The 23,921-nt window shown below is 37.6% G+C and carries 1 protein-coding gene (cut by a window edge); it reads right to left on the reverse strand.

Going from position 1 to position 23,921, the window contains the following annotated elements; all coding sequences use genetic code 11:
* Positions 1–23,805 carry the 5' portion of a hypothetical protein gene (locus CKF59_RS07835; protein ID WP_222985449.1) on the reverse strand. It extends 20,040 nt beyond the left edge of the window, so 23,805 of the gene's 43,845 nt are visible here — the first part of the coding sequence; its start codon is at positions 23,803–23,805; its stop codon lies off the left edge, out of view.
* Positions 23,806–23,921 lie beyond the last annotated feature (116 nt).

Raw genomic sequence — 23,921 nt, forward strand, 5'->3', positions numbered from 1 at the left:
CTTAACTTTTACGTTTACGGTCTGAGCTGAAACATTCGAAGCACTTACAACTAGATTCGAATTAGCATCACTTGTGGTGAAGTTTACATTACCACTTGAAGCATTAACTACAGAGTCGGTTACCGTAATGTTAGTTGCAGCTACAAAGTCTACATTACTATTGGTAGAAGTATAGTTACCACCAACAGCTGTAATGTTTCCTTTAGATGCACTTACAACCACATCATTTTTCGCACTTACCCCTGAGTTGCTTAAGTTAACATCTCCGTTTAATGCCGTTACATTAGCTTTATTTCCAGCATTTAGTTGAGCATTTGGTAAAGCAACATTACCTGTAGCTACTACAGTGATATTACCTTTTGCGGTTACTTGAGCTTTAGAATCAGCAGTACCACCGTTTACGATGTCTTTAGTTGCCGTTAAGGTGATATCTCCACCCGCATTCATTGGAGCTGCATTAAAGGTTAGATTACCTTTAGTTGCATTGACATTAATGTCTGTACCTGCAGTTACCGATGAATTTGCAAGAGTTACATTACCACCAACTAGATTCGCTGATTTATTAGCGTTAACTACAGATTTATCAGTTACGCTGAGATTCACACTTGCAGTTAAGTTAACGTCACCTTTAACTGAAGTTAAGTTAGTTGCACTTGCTGAGATATTAGCAGCACTTACTACAAGACTTGTTTCAGTAGCAGCAACATTTGCTTTCGTAAAGGTTACATTGTTCTTAACGTCTACGTTTACAGACTTAGCCGTAACATTGGTGTTCTCTACTTTGAGGTTAGAGTCAGTAGCAGTTGTAGTAAAGTTCACTACCCCTGCTTTTGCTTCTACCACAGAGTTGTTCAGAGTAATGTTGTTATTTGCCTGGAAATCAACATTCTTCGCTGTTGAAGCGAAAGTACCACCTGAAGCTGAGATATTACCAGCTGAAGCATTTACTAATACTTCATTTGTCGCACTTACACCTGAGTTACTTAGGTTAACATCTCCACCTAGTGCCGTAACATTAGCTTTATTTCCAGCATTTAGTTGAGCATTTGGTAAAGCAACATTACCTGTAGCTACTACGGTGATATTACCTTGTGCAGTTACTTGAGCTTTAGAATCAGCAGTACCACCATTTACGATATCTTTAGTTGCCGTTAAGGTGATATCTCCACCCGCATTCATTGGAGCTGCATTAAAGGTTAGATTACCTTTAGTTGCATTGACATTAATGTCTGTACCTGCAGTTACCGATGAATTTGCAAGAGTTACATTACCACCAACTAGGTTCGCTGATTTATTAGCGTTAACTACAGACTTATCAGTTACGTTGAGGTTCACACTTGCGGTTAAGTTAACGTCTCCTTTAGCTGAGGTTAAGTTCGTTGCACTTGCTGAGATGTTAGCAGCACTTACTACAAGACTAGTTTCAGTAGCTGCAACATTTGCTTTCGTAAAGGTTACATTGTTCTTAACGTCTACGTTTACAGACTTAGCCGTAACATTGGTGTTCTCCACTTTGAGGTTAGAGTCAGCAGCTGTTGTAGTAAAGTTCACTACCCCAGCTTTTGCTTCTACCACAGAGTTGTTCAGAGTAATGTTGTTATTTGCTTGGAAATCAACATTCTTCGCTGTTGAAGCGAAAGTGCCACCTGAAGCAGAGATATTACCCGCCGAAGCATTTACTAATACTTCATTTGTCGCACTTACCCCTGAATTACTTAGGTTGATGTTACCTTTTTGTGCGGTTACATTTGCTTTATCACCAGCTTGTAACTGTGCATTTGGTAAAGAAACATTACCTTGAGCAAATACCGTAATATTGCCACTTGCAGTTACTTGAGCACGAGATTTAGCATCTCCACCATTTACGATATCTTGAGTCGCAACTAAAGTAATGTTACCACTTGCATTCATTGGTGCTGCATTAAAGGTTAAGTTACCAGTAGTTGCATTAACACTAATATCTTTAGTTGCATTAACTGCTGAGTTAGTTAAGGTTACATTGCCACCGGTTAAGGTTGCATTACCTGTAGCATTAACTACTGAACCATTAACTACGCTTAAGTTCACACTTGCATTTAAATCTACATCACCTGAAGTTGAAGTGAAGTTAGTGTTATCTGCACTAATATTATTTGCAGACACTTTGAGACTGTCTTGTGAAACAACTTTACTGTTAGTTAAGCTTACATTGTCTTTTACGGCAACACTTACGCTACCTTTAGTCGCTGAGATATTAGTATTAGTTGCGTTTAAGTTGCCTGCTTTAGCGTTGATCTCAACTTTACCACTTGCTTCAGTTACGGTGATATTTGTACCAGTAGCATTGATATCACCAGTAGTTGCAGTAATGTTCACTGCTGTTTTAGCAGTTACATTCGTACCATTACCTAAGGTTACTGCAGTACCGTTAATTGTGGTATTGGTAGCATTTACACTTGCATTGTTAACTTCAACTGCACCATTAGTTGCATTAACTAAAGCTGTATTTGAAGCATTAACTTTGCCATTGGTGATAGTTACAGTTGCTCCGGTTACGGTTGCGTTACCAGCAGTTGCGGTTACATTAGCATCTGTTAAGTTAGCTTTACCTGAAGTTGCTTCAACAGTAGCATTAGTACCTTTAACTGTCGTATTGGTTAAGCTTACATTAGCACCACGTACACTTGAGTTTTGGTTCGAGCTAACTGTAGTGTTGTTGAGAGTAGCATTGCCACTTGTAGCATTTACAGTTGCTTCACCATTAGTAGCTGTTACGTTAGTTCTAGTTGCATTTACACTTTGACCAGTAACTGTAGCCGCTCCTGCAGTAGCATTTACGTTAGCGTCAGTTAAGTTTACTTCACCTTTAGAAGCTGTAACTATAGCGGTAGTACCCTTCACCGTAGTGTTAGTTAAAGTTGCTGCTCCTGTAGTTGCATTAACTTTTGCTTCACTATCTTGAGAAGTTACATTTGCTTTATTTGCTTCTACTTCTGTACCAGTAACTGTAGCTGCACCTGTTGTTGCGGTTACATTAGCATCCGTTAATGTTACTTTACCTTTAGTTGCCGTAACTGTAGCTGTAGTACCGTTCACCGTAGTATTAGTTAAGGTTGCACCTGTGTTTGCAGTTACGCTTGCACCTTGGCTAGAACTTACAGTTACGTTATCTAGAGTTGCAGATCCTGTAGTCGCATTAACTTTAGCGTCTCCACCTTGAGCAGTTACATTTGCATTAGTTGCTGTTACATCTGTACCAGTAACTGTAGCAGCACCTGATGTTGCAGTTACATTAGCATCCGTTAATGTTACTTTACCTTTAGTTGCCGTAACTGTAGCTGTATTACCGTTCACCGTAGTATTAGTTAAGGTTGCACCAGTGTTTGCTGTTACGCTTGCACCTTGGTTAGAGCTTACAGTTACATTATCTAGAGTTGCAGATCCTGTAGTCGCATTAACTTTAGCATCACCACCTTGAGCAGTTACATTTGCATTAGTTGCTGTTACATTTTGCCCTTCAACTGTAGCAGTACCTGAAGTAGCTGTTACATTAGACTCAGTTAAGCTTACGTTACCATTTGTTGCTGTAACATTTGCATTATTACCTTTAACTGTTGCTTTAGTTAAGGTTGCATTACCTGCAGTAGCTTCAACTTGAGCATCACCATTTGTAGCTGTTACGTTTACATTAGTTGCAGTTACATTTTGACCTTTAACTGTAGCGTTACCTGAAATAGCAGTTACATTAGAGTCAGCTAAGCTTACGTTACCATTTGTCGCTGTAACATTTGCATTATTACCTTTAACTGTTGCTTTAGTTAAGGTTACATTACCTGCGGTAGCTTCTACTTGAGCATCACCACTTGTAGCGGTTACGTTTGCATTGGTTGCTTCTACGCTTTGACCTTTAACTGTAGCAGTGCCTGCAGTAGCTGTTACATTAGACTCAGCTAAGCTTACGTTACCACCTGTCGCTGTAACATTTGCATTATTACCTTTAACTGTTGCTTTAGTTAAGGTTGCATTACCTGCAGTAGCTTCAACTTGAGCATCACCATTTGTAGCTGTTACGTTTACATTAGTTGCAGTTACATTTTGACCTTTAACTGTAGCGTTACCTGAAGTAGCTGTTACATTAGACTCAGCTAAGCTTACGTTACCACCTGTCGCTGTAACATTTGCATTATTACCTTTAACTGTTGCTTTAGTTAAGGTTGCATTACCTGCAGTAGCTTCAACTTGAGCATCACCATTTGTAGCTGTTACGTTTACATTAGTTGCAGTTACATTTTGACCTTTAACTGTAGCGTTACCTGAAATAGCAGTTACATTAGAGTCAGCTAAGCTTACGTTACCATTTGTCGCTGTAACATTTGCATTATTACCTTTAACTGTTGCTTTAGTTAAGGTTACATTACCTGAGGTAGCTTCAACTTGAGCATCACCATTTATAGCTGTTACGTTTACATTAGTTGCAGTTACATTTTGACCTTTAACTGTAGCGTTACCAGAAGTAGCTGTTACATTAGAGTCAGTTAAGCTTACATTGCCACCTGTCGCTGTAACATTTGCATTATTACCTTTAACTGTTGCTTTAGTTAAGGTTACATTACCTGCGGTAGCTTCTACTTGAGCATCACCACTTGTAGCGGTTACGTTTGTATTGGTTGCTTCTACATTTTTACCTTTAACTGTAGCAGTGCCTGCAGTAGCTGTTACATTAGATCCGGTTAAGCTTGCTTTACCATTAGTTGCATTAACTGTAGCATGCTTACCTGTAACATTTGTATTAGATAAGCTTACATTTGTACCACTTACACTTGCGTTTTGATCTGAAGTTACATTTGTATTACTTAATGTAGCATTACCACTTGTAGCTTCAACTTTAGCGTCTCCGCCTTTAGCTGTTACATTTGCATTGGTTGCTTCTACGCTTTGACCTTTAACTGTAGCAGTACCTGCAGTAGCTGTTACATTAGATCCGGTTAGGCTTGCTTTACCGTTAGTTGCATTAACTGTAGCATGCTTACCTGTAACATTTGCTTTGGTTAAGCTTACATTAGTACCACTTACACTTGCGTTTTGATCTGAAGTTACATTTGTATTGCTTAATGTTGCATTACCACTTGTAGCTTCAACTTTAGCATCTCCGCCTTTAGCTGTTACGTTTGCATTGGTTGCTTCTACGCTTTGACCTTTAACTGTAGCCACACCTTCTGTAGCATTTACGTTAGAGCCAGTTAAGCTCGCTTTACCGTTAGTTGCATTAACTGTAGCATGCTTACCTGTAACATTTGTATTAGATAAGCTTACATTTGTACCACTTACGCTTGCATTTTGATCTGAAGTTACATTTGTATTGCTTAATGTAGCATTACCACTTGTAGCTTCAACTTTAGCGTCTCCGCCTTTAGCTGTTACATTTGCATTGGTTGCTTCTACGCTTTGACCTTTAACCGTAGCTACACCTTCTGTAGCATTTACGTTAGAGCCAATTACGCTTGCTTTACCATTAGTTGCATTAACTGTAGCATTTGAACCTTTAACAGTTGCTTTAGTTAAGCTTACGTTATTACCACTAACACTTGCATTTTGGTTAGAGGTTACATTTACATTATTTAAGGTTGCGTTACCATTAGTTGCTTCAACTTTAGCGTCACCTGTAGTAGCAGTTACATTTGAGTCAGTTAGACTTGCATTACCATTGCTTGCAGAAACTGTAGCTGAAGTACCATTTACAGTAGCATTCACTAGAGTTACGTCTTTACCAGTAACTTTTGCTTCTGCAGTTGCATTAACCGTAGCATTATTTAAGTCTGCAGTACCAGTTCTTGCATCTACACTAGCACTACCTTTAGTAGCAGTTACAGTAGCATTGTTTAAGGTTACTCCAGTACCTACAACACTTACATTATCACCTGACACGCTAGTATTCGCACTGAGACTTACTGCACCTGCCGAAGCATTAACAGTTGCATTTCCTGCTTTAGTAGTAATTGTAGTGTTAGTAGCAGTAACTCCAGTAGTTGCATTTACGGCTACACCAGTAGCTGCATTTAGAGTAGAGTTCTCTAAAGTTGCATTACCATTGGTCGCATTAACGGTTACATTACCAGTGTTACCTGTTAAGTTTGATTGACTAACATTTACGCTATTAGCAGTAATGTTAATTGATCTACCAGCTTCTAAGTTAGTCTTATTAGCTACTTTAACTTCACCAGCAGAAGAAGTTAAGTTGATATCAAGTTTAGCTTTCGCTGTAACCCCAGAAACATTTACTCCTGCAGAACCACTTGCACTTACATTACCAGCAGTTGCATTTAAAGTTGCACCAGTAATGTTAGTATTTACTGTAGCTGTATTACCAATAGATACATCACCTTTAGTAGCTGCTAAAGTACCATTGGTAATATCAATTGAGCTACCACGAACAAAGGTATGGTTCGCCGCATTTGCACTGAGGTTGTAAAGATTTACGGCTTGAGTTGCACAAATAGTGATGTTTTCACTAGTTGCCGTAGCAGTACTATTGCCAACTTGAACATCTTTACCAGCTAATACTACTGCCGTACCATTAACCTGAGTTTTCTCTAAACCTAGGTTCGCAGTTGCCGTTAGGTTCACTTCACCTTTTGCAGTTAAGTTCGAAGTAGTAGCACTAATGTTATTTGCTTTAACTACTAAGCTATTTTGCGTAGCAGCAACATTAGCATTGCTAAAGCTTACATTGTTTTTAACGTCTACATTTACAGACTTAGCAGTTACATTAGTGTTGCTAACTTGTAAGTTAGAGTCGATAGCCGTTGTACTGAAGTTTACATTACCATTCTTCGCTTCTACTACCGAGTTCTCTAAAGTAATGTTATTTGCCGCTTTAAAGTCCACACTACTACTTGTTGAAGTATAGTTACCACCACTTGCAGTAATGTTACCCTTAGTTGCACTTACCACTACTTGGTTCGTTGCACTTACTCCTGATTTATCAAGACTGATATTACCAGTTTCAGCAGTTACCGTAGCCTTGTCTCCAGCTTTTAATTGCGTATTTGGTAGAGATACATTACCTGTAGCAACTACCGTAATGTTAGCACCAGCAGTTACTTGAGCCTGTTGACCATTTGTTCCGCCATTTACGATATCTTGTTTAGCAACAAGACTAACGTTACCACCAGCATTCATAGGCACACTACTAAAGGTTAAGTTACCTACTGTAGCATTTACCTTAATGTCTTTAGTTGCATTAATTGTTGAATCGGTTAGGGTAACATTACCACCTTGAAGATTTGCTGATCCTGTAGCATTTACATTCGAACCTCCAGTTACACTTAAGTTAACTGTTGCGGTTAGATTTACGTCACCTGCACTTGAGGTTAAGTTAGTATTGTCTACAGAGATATTTAATGCACTAACTTCTAAGGTATTCACTGAAGAAACATTAGATGATGCAAAGGTTACATTATTTTTTACATCAACTTTTACAGTGTTTGCAGTTACATTCGAAGAGCTTACCTCTAAGTTAGAGTTAGCACTTGACGCCGTAAAGTTCACACTTCCACTAGTTGCGTTAACTACAGAGTTACTAATAGTTATATTATTAGCAGCAACAAAGTCTACATTACTATTATCTGAAACATAGTTCCCGCCTTTAGCAGTAATATTACCTTTACTTGCCTTAACTACCACTGAGTTCTTCGCACTCACGCCAGAGTTATCTAAATTAACATCTCCATTTGTCGCTGTTACATTAGCTTGATCACCAGCTTTTAATTGCGTATTAGGTAAAGCAACATTACCTGTAGCTAATACCGTAATATTACCACCAGCAGTTACTTCCGCACGCTCATCAGCTTTACCACCATTAACTATATCTTTAGTTGCGGTTAAAGTGATATTGCCAGTTGCATTCATTGGCGAAGCATTAAAGGTTAAATTACCTTGGGTTGCATTGACATTGATGTCTTTTTTCGCAGTAACTGCAGAATTTGCTAGAGTTACGTTGCCTCCTACAAGGTTCGCTGAACCCGTAGCATTTACTTTTGAACCATTAGTTACACTTAGGTTCACGATTGCGGTTAGATTTACATCACCAGCCGTTGAAGTTAAGTTAGTGTTATTTGCACTAATGTTATTTGCAGACACTTTGAGGCTTTCTTTTGAAAGAACTTTACTGTCCGCTAAAGTAACATTATCTTTTACGGCAATATCTACGATACCTTGAGCAGCCGAGATATTAGTGTTAGTTGCACTGAAGTCACCTTCTTTAGCGTTGATTGCAACTTTACCACCAACATTGGTTACCGTGATATTCGTGCCAGTAGCATTGATATCACCAGTAGTTGCAGTAACGTTCACTTCAGTTTTTGCGGTTAGGTTTGTACCGTTACCTAAGGTTACGCTAGTAGCGTTAACTTTAGTAACTGAGCCGTTTACACTCGCATTATTAATTTCTGCTGAACCATTTGTTGCGTTTACTGAAGCAACATTTGTTGCATTAACTTCACCGCCGGTAATAGATACATTTACCCCTGTAACAGTTGCATTACCTGAAGTAGCATTTACGCTACTACCTTTAAGGGTAGCATTACCAGAAGTTGCACTTACGGTTGCATTAGTACCTTTAACTAGAGAGTCTGTTAAGTTTACAGAACCACCAGTTACACTTGCATTCTTGTCTGCAGTTACATTTGTATTAGTTAAAGTTGCATTTCCGGTTGTAGCTTCTACTACTGCATCACCACCTGTAGCACTTACATTAGATTGACTTATAGTCGCATCTTTTTGAGCCACAACTTGAGCTTTACCACTAGTAGCACTTACGTTGCTACCTGTAAGCGCTGCATTGCCGGTAGTTGCATTTACAGTCGCATTAGAACCTTTAACTTGAGCAGTAGTTAAGTTTACAGAACCTGCAATTACACTTGCATTGTTACTATCTGAAGTTACATTTGCATTAGTTAAAGTCGCATTACCTGATTTAGCCTCTACCTTAGCATCACCACCTGTAGCACTTACGTTACTACCTGTAAGCGTTGCATTACCGGTAGTTGCATTTACAGTTGCTGTTTTACCTTTAACTTGAGCAGTCGTTAAGTTTACAGAGCCAGCAATTACACTTGCATTGTTACTATCTGAAGTTACATTTGCATTAGTTAAAGTTGCATTTCCTAATTTAGCTTCTACTGAAGCCTCACCATCTGTAGCACTTACATTGCTACCTGTAAGCGTTGCGTTTCCGGTAGTTGCATTTACAGTTGCTGTTTTACCTTTAACTTGAGCAGTAGTTAAGTTTACAGAGCCAGCAATTACACTTGCATTGTTGCTATCTGAAGTTACATTTGCATTAGTTAAAGTCGCATTTCCTAATTTAGCTTCTACTGAAGCATCACCACCTGTAGCACTTACGTTGCTATCTGTAAGCGTTGCGTTTCCGGTAGTTGCATTTACAGTTGCTGTTTTACCTTTAACTTGAGAGCTTGTTAAGTCTACAGAAGCACCTTGAACGCTTGTACTATTGTCTGAAGTTACATTTGCATTCGTTAGAGTTGCATTGCCTGATTTAGCTTCTACCGTAGCATCTCCACCTGTAGCACTTACATTAGATTGACTTATAGTCACATCTTTTTGTGCTACAACTTGTGCTTTACCATCAGCAGCACTTACATTACTGCCTGTAAGAGTTGCATTCTCGGTAGTTGCGTTTACAGTTGCTGTTTTACCTTTAACTTGAGAAGTAGTTAAGTCTACAGAACCAGCAGTTACACTTGCAGCTTTATTTGTAGAAGTAACGTTTGCGTTAACTAAAGTCGCTTTACCTTTAATTGCACTTACATTCGCTTCACCATCTTGTGAACTTACATTTGTGTTACTTAAAGTTGCGTTACCGGCTCTCGCTTCTACTTTAGCGTCACCAGTTTGTGCAGTTACATTTGAACTCGTTAAGTTAACATCTTTTTCTGCAGTTACTAATGCTTCTCCTGTAGATGCACTTACATTACTTGAAGTTAAAGTTGCACTACCTGAAGTTGCATTAACTTTAGCTGCTGTACCTTTTACTACAGAGTTAGCTAACTCTACAGATCCACCAGTTACACTTGCAGTATTACTATCCGCAGATACTTTAGAGTTAGTTAATGAAGCTGTACCACTAGTTGCAGTAACATTTGCTTCTCCTTGTAGTGAGGTTACATTAGCATTAGATAGAGTAGCTTCTGAACCAGTTACTTTTGCTTCACCAGTAGTCGCACTTACATTACTATCAGTTATGCTAGCTTTGCCGTTTGCGGTCACACTTGCTGAATTACCAGCTACATTTGAGTTGGTAACCTTAGCTTCGCCTGAAGTTGCCTCAACTGTTGCTGCACCTTGTTGTGAAGTTACATTTGCATTAGATAGAGTAGCTTCCGTACCAGTTACTTTTGCTTCACCTGTAGTCGCACTTACATTACTATCAGTTACGCTAGCTTTGCCGTTTGTTGCGGTCACGCTTGCTGAAGTACCAGCTACATTTGAGTTGGTAACCTTAGCGTCACCTGAAGTTGCCTCAACTGTTGCTACACCTTGTTGTGAAGTTACATTAGCATTAGATAGAGTAGTCTCTGTACCAGTTACTTTTGCTTCACCTGTAGATGCACTTACGTTACTATCTGTTACATTTGCTTTACCGTTTGTAGCATTTACACTTGCTGAAGTACCAGCTACTTTTGAGTTAGTAACATTAGCGTCGCCTGAAGTTGCTGTAACTGTTGCGGTATTTTCTGTAGAAGTAACATTTGCTTTGCTTAAGTCTACAGAGTTACCTGTTACTGAAGCTGTACCTGTGCTTGCAGTTACATTTATATCTTTTAAGGTAGCTTTGCCACTAGTCGCAGTAACTGTTGCTGTTTCCCCTTTTACAGTTACGTTTGTAAGCTCAGTTGCTGTGCTTGCACTTACATTAGCTAATTTTGTAGCTACTACTGAGGCATTATTTAGGGTAGCCTTGCCCGAGATTGCTGTCACTACAGCATCCCCTGAAGTTGCATTTACTTCTGTATTCGTTAAATTCGCATCACCAGCTTTCGTGGTAACAGTTGCATTAGCACCCTTAACGGTTACGTTAGATAAAGTTGCTCCTGTAGCAGCATTTACTGAAGCATTCACCGCAGCTGTTAACGTAGAGTTATCTAAAGTTGCAGTACCCTTAGTTGCATTAACAGTTACATTACCTGCTGTACCGGTAAACGTAGATTGATTTACAGTTACACATTGAGCAGTAATGTTAATTGATCTACCTGCTTCTAAATTAGTCTTATTAGCTACTTTAACTTCACCTGCAGAAGAGGTTAAGTTGATATCTAGACCTGCTTTCACAGTAACACCAGAAACATTCACTCCTGCAGAACCACTTGCACTCACATTACCTGCGGTTGCAGTTAAAGTTGCACCAGTGATGTTAGTATGAGCTGTGCTTAAACCACCTACTGACACATCACCTTTAGTTGCAGCTAAAGTGCCATTAGTAATATCAATTGAACTACCACGCACAAAAGTATGGTTCGCCGCATTTGCACTGAGGTTGTAAAGTTTTACAGCTTGAGTTGCACAAATAGTGATGTTTTCACTAGTTGAAGTAGCGGTACTATTGCCAACTTTAACATCTTTACCTGCAAATACTACTGAAGTTCCATTTACTTTAGTTTGCTCTAAACCTAGGTTCTCTGTTGCAGTTAGGTTAACTTCACCCGTCGCTGTAAGATTAGAAGAAGTAGCATTAATGTTATTCGCTTTAACTACAAGACTATTTGCCGTAGCAGCTACATTAGCATTACTAAAGGTTACATTGTTTTGTACATCAACATTTACTTTAGTTGCAGTTACATTAGTGTTGCTAACTTTTAAGTTAGAACCTGCAGAAGTTGCACTAAAGTTTACTTGACCTTTCTGCGCAGCCACTACCGATTTATCAATGGTAATGTTGTTAGATGCAATAAAGTCTACATTCTCATTGGTAGAAGTATAGTTACCACCTGAAGCAGAAATATTACCGGTAGAAGCATTTACCACTACTTTGTTCACTGCACTCACGCCTGAGTTATCAAGATTTACATCTCCTGATTTAGCTACAACTGCAGCATGATTACCCGCTTGTAACTGCGCATTAGGTAATAACACATTACCATTTGCGGTTACAGTGATATTTTCTTTTGCGGTAACTTTTGCTTGTGCACCACTGGTATCGCCATTAACAATATTTTGTTTCGCACTCAGGCTAATGCTTCCTTGAGCAGAATCCATTGGAGAACCACTAAATGTTAGATTACCTGTAGTTGCATTTACAGTAATGTCTTGTTGAGCGGTTACTGAAGATTTAGTTAAGGTTACATTCGCACCGTAAAGGTTAGCAGCCTGTTGTGCATTTACTGCAGAGTTATCTTTTAATTCAAGATTGTTACTTGCGGTGAGGTTTACATCCCCCGCAGTTGAAGTAAATGCGGTATTGGTTGCATTAATGTTTTGAGCATTTACTTTAAGAGCATCTTGAGATACTACTTTACTGTCAGTTAGGTTAACATCTTTGCCTACTTTAATCTCCACACTACCTGTAGCAGCTGTGAGATTAGAGTTGTTACCGATTAAGCTTCCTTGCTGCGCATCAACTACCACTTTACCAGCAGATGCGGTTGCGGTGAGGTTAGTGTCACTAACATCAATGTTACCCGTAGTTGCAGTTAAATTAACTTCATCTTGTCCAGTTACTGTCGTACCTTGTGAAGTCGTAATACTTGTCCCTTGAACTTTAGCGGTAGTACCGTTAACGCTCGTATTTACTAGATTCACAGTTTCTGAAGTTGCCTCTACAAGAGCTTGTCCTGCAGTTGCATTCACTTGGCTGTCAGTTAAAGACACAGACGATCCCTGTACAGTGGCACTAGTACCACGTACTTGAGAATTTTGACTTAGAGTTACAGCATCTGTAGCTTGAACTGTTGCAGTTCCTTCAGTTGAGGTAACAGAAACATTAGCTCCAGTAACACTACCGCTGGTAGCTTTTACTTGAGCACTGGTTGTACCGTTAACTTTAACGTCAGTTAAAGTTGCAGCTCCTGCTGAAGTATTTACATTTGCAGTGCTACCTTGAACACTTAAATTCGTTGCCGTTACTGAAGCACCAACTACACTTGCATCTTGCGTAGCAGTTACGCTAGTATTATCTAAAGTCGCCACACCAGTTCTTGCATCTACTTTAGCACTGCCTGCAATTGCCTCTACACTTGCATTACCAAGAGTTACACCTGTACCTTCTACAGTTGCACGTTTACCTCTAACCTTAGATTTATTACTTAAAGTTACAGCACCATCTGAAGCATTTACGCTTGCAACTCCTTCTGAAGAAGTGATTGTAGAGTTAGTTGCAGTCACGCTTGAAGACGCATTAACCTCTGCTCCTGTTTTACCAGAAACATTAGCATCTGTTAGAGTTACAGCTCCCGCTTGTGCTTCAACTTTTGTCGAGCCATTACTTGAAGTAATGCTTGCGTTATTTACTGCTACCTCGCCAGCATAAGAATTAATAGTTGCTCCTAGATTTCCAGATAGGGTTGCGTTTTTAACTTCAAGTTTATCAGTAGCAGTAACCATTAAAGTACCTTCAGTAGCCGTTACTGTACTATCAGTTACATTTAAGCCTTTACCTGAAGTAATAGTTGCATCATTACCTGCGGTGAGACTTGAGTTCTCTACTGCAGCTTTACCTGAAGCAAAAGCACTGATATCAACTTTAGAATCAATATTACTATCTTTGATTAAGAGTTGGTTATCTTGATCTACATAGGTGTAATCTACATCTTGCTGTAACTGTACTTCATTCGCTTTAATGCTAGAGTTAGTAATATTAAGGTTCTCACTTGATCCTACACTTACAGTTTGATTTGCGGTTAAGTTTGAGCCATCAACATTAATTGAACCTTTAGCATCTGTGCCGTTATTAGCAAGAGTAATGCCCTCTGTAGTTGCAGTTAAGTTCGAATTATTGGTGATATTAATGTCTTTAGTTGCTTCTACTTCGATATTTGTTGCAGTTACATTAGAAGCATTTACTTCAAGACTACCTACCGTAAATTTAACTTCAGCTCCTGCGGTAACATTACTTTGTTTTAAGTTCGCACTATTTGCCACAAAGAATCGAGTTTCTTTTGCTGAATTAATGCTAGTGCTGGTTAAGTTCGCATTTCTTCCCGCATGAACTTCTAGAGTAGAGGTTTTAGTTGTAAATGAAACATTATCAATTTCTACATCTACAGTAGCATTTAGACCTGTTGTAGTAGTTGCATTGAACGCAGACTTACCAGTTAAGCTAATATTTTGAGCGGTAATGTTAATTGAACGGGTTGCATCTATAGTTGTACCATTACTAATATTTACATTACCTTGCGGAGCTGAAAGATTTACATCACGACCTGAAGTAATTTTTGTTCCTGAAACATTAACTTCGTTGTTACCACGTACATTTACATCTGCATCTGTTCCTGTAGTTACAAGAGTTGCGTCTTTAATCGTTGCAGTTAAAGTACTTGCATTTCCTAAAGAAAGCTCTCCAGTGGTTGCATTTAAAGTACCATTCTCTACGTTAATTGTTTGAGCACGTACTTCAATGCCTTGAGCACTGATATTACTATTATTGAAGTTTGTGGTCGTAGCCGCTTTAATCGTTGCTTTACCACTTCTTGCAGTTACATTAGTACCTGTAAGAGTTGTTTGGCCAGCTGTTGACTCTAAATCAACTTGTTTACCTGACACACTTGAGTTATTTACGGTTAAATCGCTAGATCCTTTAACGCTTGTCGTAGCAGTAGAGTTAACTTTTACTTGCTCTAGACTTACTGTAGCCCCAGTTACTACCGCATCTCCTGTGGTTGCATTTACTTCGGTTTTTTCTAAAGTTACTGCTTGACCAGAGATATTAACTTTAGCCCCCACAACTGCACTATTGTTCACAATGCTCACACTTGCTGCATTCACTAAAGTCTCTTTAGCTGCCGTAATGCAACCTAAGCTTGCATTGTCTACAATTAGGCTACTTGCATTAACTTTAGTTTGGGTAGTACCGTAAACCTTACTTGCTTGATTTATGGTCACACTCGAGCCGTTCACAGAAGTGTTAGCTCCTGTTACCGATGAAGTATTAGTAATGTTTACATTTTTACCTTCAACTGTAGTATTGAGACCTGCAATTACGGTAGAGCCATTAATATCCACACTATCTGTTGCCACTAGGCTTGTATTGCCTTGGGTTGCTTTAATTGCAGAGTTGTTAAGAACATTAATGATTTTTCCAGAAACTTTAGTATCTGCTGTTTTTGAGGCTGCGGTAGAGTTATCAACTAAAACACGATTATTTGCTTCTAGACCTACTGAACCTTGTACCTCTAAAGTGGTATTAATCAGACTTAAATTATTTGCAGTTATGTTCAGGCTACGACCTACCTCGATGCTTGAGCTAGTAGCACCTATCAGCGATACATTACCCTCTGGAGATGCTAAGTTCAGATCTAAACCAGTTTTGATCGTAGTATCGTTTACAGTGATATTTTGCGTTCCTGACAGACTTACATTACCTGCAGAAGCAGTTAGATTAGTACCTTTTACAGTTACTACTTCTTTGGTCGTTGCATTACCTAAGTTGATATCCCCTTGAGCTGAGTACACTGATGTACCACTGAGGTTAAGCTTATCTGCATACACACTTACCAGTTTTTGTGCAGAAAGATTAGAGTTAGTAAAGTTTGCATTACCTGTAGCACAAACCGTTAAATTCTCTTTAGCTCTTAAATCAGAACCTGTAGAGGTTAAAGCTCCTGTTTGGATATTAGTATAGCCAGCACTACTATTAATAGTTGAATCTGTAACCGTCAGACTAGTTGTTGCACAGAAGTTAGTGCCACTAGTACTATTTATCACTGAGCCACTTTGTACCCTAGCTATAGCCACAGCAATATTGGTATATCCGGTGCTTGAGAAATTAGTACCATTAGAAGCAGTAAATGCTCTTACATTAGTAACTAAAATGTTTTTCGCACTTACATTAGTAGCACCAAGACCAAATACGTTGTACCCCTCAAAGCTAGCATTAACTTTAGCGGTAAAGTTAGAGTTATGGGTATAAAGAGTACCTGAAGTACCAACTACCGTAATGTTATTTCCACTAAAGTTACTATTACGCAGATTTGCTTTCGTACTATTAATCGTTAAGTTATTAGTTGCAGTTACAGTTGATTTTGCATCTGTATCTAGAGTAGTTGCGTTTAAGTTAACATCATTAGCCTTAATCGATGAGCTATTTACATCGAGATCAGGGGTATTTACATTTAATACCGTACCTGCACTTAGAGTAGAGGTATTAGTTACCGTAACGCAAGAACTCGCATTTATTGTCGTTGTCCCAGTAGTACTGTTAATTACGGAACTATTTACATGTACTTGAGTAGCATTTACAGTTGTACATGTAGTTGAATTAACTGTTGAACCTCCAAGAACATACACATTACCTGATGAAGAAATGTTGGTGGTAGTACCATTCACTGTCGAAGCTTCTAAAACATTTACGCTTTCTGAAGCATTTACGAGAGTATTGGTTTTAGCGTTTACGCTTGCTCCTTTTTGCAGATAAACATTTGCACCGTTAACGGTTGTGCAACCTGCAATTGAGTTTACACTTGATGCTGAAACGGTTACATTTTTACTTGCATCTAACTTAGTTGCAGTTTTAGAGTTAACTGTAGCTGCGTTTTGTACAGACACACTTGTAGCGTTCACTGTTGTTGTCCCTTCAGTTGAATTTACTGAAGCACCATCAACAGTTACATTATCTGTACCTGAAACTATAGTTGAAGTAGTTGAATTTACGTCAGCTTTATTACTAACCTCAATAGTTGGTGCACTTAAGTTAGTAACCTTACCATTTACTTTTGTATTCTCACCTGTAACATTCAGTGATTTAGAAGCAACAAGTTTTGTTGTTTCCGATGAGTTAACTTTAGAAGCTCCTTCAAATTTTAGATTAGCTGCACTTAAAGTAGTTCCAGTTTTTGAATCTATACTAGACGAATTTTGTACAGTTAATCCCGCTGTAGCTTTAAGTTCGGTCTTACCTGCAGTTGTATTAATACTACTTGCATTAATAGTCAGATCACTACCATTTAATGAAGTTAGTTGACTACTTGTAAGGGTAGAGCTTTGATTCACTACAATGCTTGGAGCATTAAGTGTAGTGTTAGCTCCTGAAATATTCGCTTTAGTTGCAACAATTGATCTAGTTGCACAAATTACCGTATTGTTAGTTGAACTTACATTCGAAGTATTGATAGTAACAGTATTACCTGAAATTGAAGTATTTTCTCCACTATGTACTGAACTACTTCTATTAAGTACAACCATACCCGTAGCATTGATACTGGTATTACCTTTACTACTTAAATTAGAGTTGGAACTTCTAAAGTTGGTAACATTATTTACATCAATATTACCAGCACTTAGATTAGAATTACCTAAACCAAAAGTACCATACTTAGTAAAGGTTGCATTACCGGTTGCTGTAAAGTTAGATCCAATTGCATTTAACCTACTTGTCGTACCACAACCCACTACATTTATATTCTTCCCATTAAAACTACTACTTAAAAGGTTAGCCTGATTACTATTAATGGTTAGGTTATTGGTTGCCGTAACAGCTGATAGACAGCTAGTATCTAAAGTAGGTGCATTTAAGTTAACATCATATCCTTTTACGGTTGAGTTAATAATATCTAGATCTGGAGTATTAACACTTAATGCTGTTCCAGCAGCGATTGTTGCTTGGTTAGTAAAGGTTACACATTCACTTGCATTAACCGTGGTTAAACCACCTGTACTATTCACCACCGAACTATTTACATGTACTTGGGTTGCATTTAAGGTTGTACTAGAAGTAGAGTTAACAGTTGAACTCTCAAGCACAGATACCGTTCTTCCCGCAGAAAGATTTGTATTCGTACCATTTACCGTAGATCCGCCGAGAACATTAATGTTCTCTGAAGCATTCACTAAGGTAGTAGTAGCGGAGTCTACTGTTGCACCGCTTTGCAGATATACATTGGTAGCGTTAAGAGTCGTACTACCTGCAGTTGAGTTAACTTTTGAAGCTGAAACAGTTACGTTCTTAGTTGCATCTAGTTTAGTTGCTGTTTTAGAGTTAATTGTCGCAGCATTTTGCACAAATACTTCTGCTCCACTTACAGTAGTTGTGCCTGTAGTAGAGTTTACGGTTGCATGATCAACTACAACTTTAGTGCTACCTGTAACCTTAGTTGAACAGGTTGAGTTCACATCAGCATTATCATTGATTTCAATAGTTGGAGCTGTGAGACTAGTATCCTTACCTTGAACTTGCGTTCCAGTCCCCATAATACTCATAGAATTTGTAGCATCTAATGAAGTGGTCGCTGAAGAGTTAACTTTAGAGCCACTCTCTACTTTTAAGGTCTTAGAATCTAAATTAGTGCCAGTTTTTGAGTCTATACTAGACGCATTTTGTACAGTTAAGCTTGAAGAAGCTTTTAATGTAGTGCTACCCTCTGTAGTATTAATACTACTTGCATTAATGGTCAGATCTGTACCATTTAACGAAGTCGACTTAGTACTTGTCAGGTTAGAGCTTTGATTCACAACAATGCTTGGAGCATTAAGTGTAGTGTTAGCTCCAGAAATATTTGCTTTTATCGCAAAAATTGATGCAGTTGCACAGATCACCGTATTATTCGTTGAACTTACATTCGAAGTATTTACGGTAATAGTTTTACCTGAAAGACTAGTATTTGCTCCACTAGTTATCGAGCTGTTACGCACTAATGAAATTCTATCAGCAGAGATACTAGTGTTGCCGGTAGTAGATATATTAGTAACTGACCCCATGAAATTCGTAACACTACTTACCTCAAAATTCTTCGCCGTTACATTTGAATTAGGTAAACCAAAGGTAGCATATCCTTTAACGGTTACATTGCTACTTACAGCAATATTTGATCTTTGTACCATTAATAATGAAGTTCTACTACTTGTGCCACCACCTAGAACTTCCATATTGGTTGCTTCGAAGATACTATCAATTAAATTTGCAGTGTTACTCTTAATAGCTAAGTTATTAGTTGCGGTAATTGTAGAACAACTAGTATTCAGAGCTGTTGCATTTAAATTAATATCCTTAGCTTTTACCTCTGAATTATTGATGTCTAAATTTGGTGTATTAACACTTGCAGTAGTTCCAGCTCCAAGAGTAGCTCGGTTAGTAAAGGTTACACATTGACTTGCATTAACAGTAGTTGATCCAGCTGAACTATTTACCTTAGAGTTGTTAACCGTAACTACCGTTGCATTCACTAGTGTACTATCAGTTGAATTAACAGTTGATCCACCAAGTACATAAACAAAGTTTTTCGCAGAAAGATTAGTATTCTTACCATCTACAGTCGATGACCCTAAAACGTTAATGCTAGCTGAAGCATTAATTAAGGTCGTAGCAGCTGAGTTAACTATTGCACTGTTATCAAGATTTACATTCTGAGCGTTTAAGGTAGTGTAGCCTGCAGTAGAGTTTACAGCTGAACGTGAAACATTAATGGTTGTACCATCTAACTTAGTTCCTGTTTTTGAGTTAATAGTTGCTGAATTTTGTACAGACACAGTTGTAGCGTTCACTGCTGTTGTGCCTTCAGTAGAATTTACTGAAGCCCCGTCAACAGTTACCTTTTCTTTACCTACAACATTAGTTGCGGTAGTTGAATTTACATCTGCTTTATTGCTTAACTCAATAGTTGGAGCACTAAGGTTTGTAACCTTACCTTTTACTTGAGTTCCATCACCGGTAACACTCAGAGAAGTAGTTGCCGTTAGCTGCGTCGTCTCAGAAGAGTTTACTTTCGCACCACTCTCAACTTTCATATTTGCTGAGTTTAGAGTTGTGCCTTTTTGCGAGTCAATAACTGCACCATCTTGTACCGTTAGCGTTGAAGCATTTAGCTCAGTTTTACCAGCCGTAGAGTTAACTCTACTTGCGTTAATAGTTACATCAGTTCCATTAACAGTCGCTAATCGACTTGCCGTAATTGTTGAACTTTGATTAACTACGACGCTATTTGCCTCAATTGTTGCATTAGCTCCTGAAACATTAGCATTCTTAGCTACAATCGTTGAAGTCGCACAAACATCTGCATTATCACTTGCAGTAACATTAGATTCACTTACAACTACGTTAATACCTGTAACGGTAGTATTAGTACCATTTACTTTAGAACCAGCAAGCAGTTTATTTTCATTTGCTGACAAGGTAGTGTGTTTTGCACTATCTACGCTCGTATTAGTCAGCGTTAAACTTGCAATTGCTTGAACGGTTGCATTCCCTGCAGTAGTATTGATTTGGCTATTGGTTAACTCAATCGTTGTACCATTTACTTCAGTATTATTAGTTGCATTTAAGCTACTATTATCTAATTTAATAGTAGTTGAGTTCAGAAGAATGTCTTTACCAGTAACATTGGCTTTACTTTCAAGAGTAATGCAAGTAATAGCATTTAATCGAGTTGTTTCGCTACTTGAGATATTTGAAGCACTTACACAGATTTGGTCACCAGTTAAGGTTGTGTTTTTCGCTGCATTGATTACAGAACCTTGGTTTACTACAACCTGAGGTGCATTAACGGTAATATTACCTTTTTTGGTTCCTATAGTACTGTTAGTTGAATTAAATGTACCAACATCAGAAGTGAAAGTAGCATTACCTGTTACATCTAGTTTCATACCAACAACACTAATATCGTTACCGGTAATATTTAGGTCACGACCTATAGTGAAACTACTACTTTTTGTTGAGCAAATCGTAATTTCAGCGCTCTCACCACTGAGATTTAGATCTAAGCCAGCTTTTACATTGGTATTAGTTAGATGTAACTCATCCGTGCCACTAAAGCTTACATTACCATGTGAAGAATTAATATTCGTACTCGAAGCATTAATTCTTGAAGTAGTCTCATTACCAAGATTAATGTCAGAGGTTGCTCCTTTACCGGAGATATTTGAATTCTCAATCTCAATTACTAAAGCTGAGAAATTAATTTTTGCGTTACTTGTAACATTAGAATCGGTAACTTTTATCGTACCACTTGAAGTGCAAAGATTTAGATCACCTGTACCTGAGGTTAAGTTAGAGTTATTTATATCTAATAATCCAAGAGCTTTTCCTTGATAGAAAGTAAGTGAGTTAGTTGCTGTCGCATTTGAATTTTTAAAGCTGAAATTACCTTGGTTAGCTTTTACATCAACACTTACTCCAGCAGTTAAATTCGAGTTGTTGAAGTTTAAATCTGCTCTTGTAATATTTACAACTGTATTTTGTCCCGCAAGTAAGTTCGAACCATTTATATTTACCTCACTATAACAAGTTCTATGTTGGTAAACACTAACGTTATTTTTCGCTTTTAAGGTTGAATTATCTAAGAAGAAAGAATTTAACGGTGTTACGTTGCCTGTAGTTAAAGTAACATTATCATTTACCGAAGCTACGTAAGAACCATTGGTAATGTTAACGGCTTTTACTCTCTTATCTCCACCTAAAGTAATGTTACCTTGTGCGGTTATATTAGTGTGATTTAAGCTTAAAACTCCATTTGTAAACAATACTAGTCTGTCACTTGCGTTAGACCCTAAAGCTGTCACACAAGAGTTAAATAAACTTATATTTGCACTTGAACACATTGAGTTAGTAGAAAGATTAACAAAATGACTCTTAATATTTACACCATTCGCAGTTAAGTTTGTTAATCCTAATACCAGCGTCGAAACTCCTGAAGTGGAGTCTGCTTTGTCACTTGTTCCTACAATGTTTGTATTTTCTAAATACACTCTGCCAATAGATACTACTTTAATATCCCCTACTGCAGATTTTTGTAATTCAGATCCACTAATTCTAATCCAAGAAGTTGAACCTACTGCTTTTGAAGAGTTTACAATTAATAAATCACCTGTAGTTACTGAAAGATTACTCCCTGAGATAGATAAATCTTGGTCAATGGAAATATTAACACTCGTAGCACTAAAGTTCGAAGAGCTTATATAAGTTTTCTGCCCCCACACAGTAGCTGTATTGGTTGCTGAAAAATTAGTTCCACAAATACTAATTACCGAGCTATCTGTATTAGCTCCAATATTACTTGCACTTACCGTACTATTACTTATTGCTATTTGAGTTCCTAGATTTTCATTACTAGTTTTGAAAACATTAACATTTCCTGAAGACTTGAACGAAGCATTTCCGGTTAAACTAGCATTAAGGCGATTAACATTTAGACGTGTATTTGAGGCATTAAAAGTTGCATTAGTACCGGTAATATTTAAGCCGTCAATTTCAAACCAGTTAAAATAGTAACCAGTAGTTGCAGTAGCTTGAGCAGAATTAACTCTATCTGTTCTATTTGTAATATTAAAGTACGTTTCTTTAGCAATAATAGTAGAATCTACAAATTTAGAAGCACCAACATTATTACCACCATCATAAACAGCGTAACCAGTGGTAATATTACCACTAAAGTTTTCAGGAGTATTAAAGGTTACATTGGTAACATTAATACTTCCGTATTTATTGTAGAAAGTAATAGTTTTAGAACTATTAAAGTTACTATCACTAAATGAATAATAACTATTACTCACCCCACTAGCATCTAATGAAACATTAGGAGTTACATTTATGGTGATATTTCCTCTTACCCCTTCAAATTTATTTTTTGTTACATTCGAACCCTTATTTCCGGTAATATTAAAAGTAACATTATTCGCAACGTTATAAGAAACACTTCGACAAATATCTAAACTAAAGGCATTTAAATTTACATTTCCTGTATCACTAAAGGTAGAATTCTCAATTGTAATATTTCCATACTTATTACTTCCTGTAAACGAAGCTCCACCAATAGTAATATTTGCATAAGTTGTTGCTGAGTTTAAAGTCGTACCGTTAATACTAATAGTAGTATCATTTTGACGAGACTCTATCAATGTATTATTTGATCTTAATATTGAAGAATTTTCGCCACTATAATTTATATCTATTGATCGATTTGCACCTATAGTTAAGTTGTATGTTGCATACAGATTACTACCTGTAATAGTTACATTACTTGCTCCACTATAAGCACTTACTAAAACATGATTGCCACTAACCGTAGAAGAACCACAAATGAAAATATGTCCAGTTGTACATAAGGAAATATTATTTGCTGCAGTTAAAGTAGAATTGGTAATGTATACGTTCGACTGTACAGGGTTATCTTTGTTTGAGGTATTAAAAGTGAAACAGTTAGCGTTTATAGTTGAATTTATAAAGCTAATCTTCGATCCAGATCTTGGATTTTGAAAATCGATATTACCTTTTAAGGTAATTTTACTATTTAAAAAGGTATAACCAAATCCGTTCTGATCAGAAATATTACCATTCAAATATAAAGTTGTTCCGGTATTACTCGAATTAATTTCATTATTCAAATGATAGAAAAGAATCTCACCTTTAGCTTGTAAAGTTACACTACTCCTATTAAGCCACTCACTTACATTAGTAGCTCTAAGTAGAGAAAAGTAATTACCACTCTGACTTGGATTTACTTGATAAGAATTAGAAGGCATATTTGATAAATCATATTGAGTATAAGTAGAACGAACTGAACTACAAGAAGTTGATCCGTCCCAACCTCGATTAGTTAAATATGGATCTCTATTTAAAGAACTTACATTGCCCTCTCCTACAGTTTTATTAACTATTAAAAGTCCCATAGGGTCAATGAGCCAGTTACCTGCACTACCATAACTGGAAATAGTATCTACATAGATATTCTCAAAAAGATTTAAGTCATCCCCTGAAGTCTCGATAAATCCCCCATCCCCATAGA

The sequence above is a fragment of the Psittacicella gerlachiana genome (genome assembly GCF_003585965.1).
In the GTDB taxonomy this organism is placed as follows: Bacteria; Pseudomonadota; Gammaproteobacteria; order Enterobacterales; family Psittacicellaceae; genus Psittacicella; species Psittacicella gerlachiana.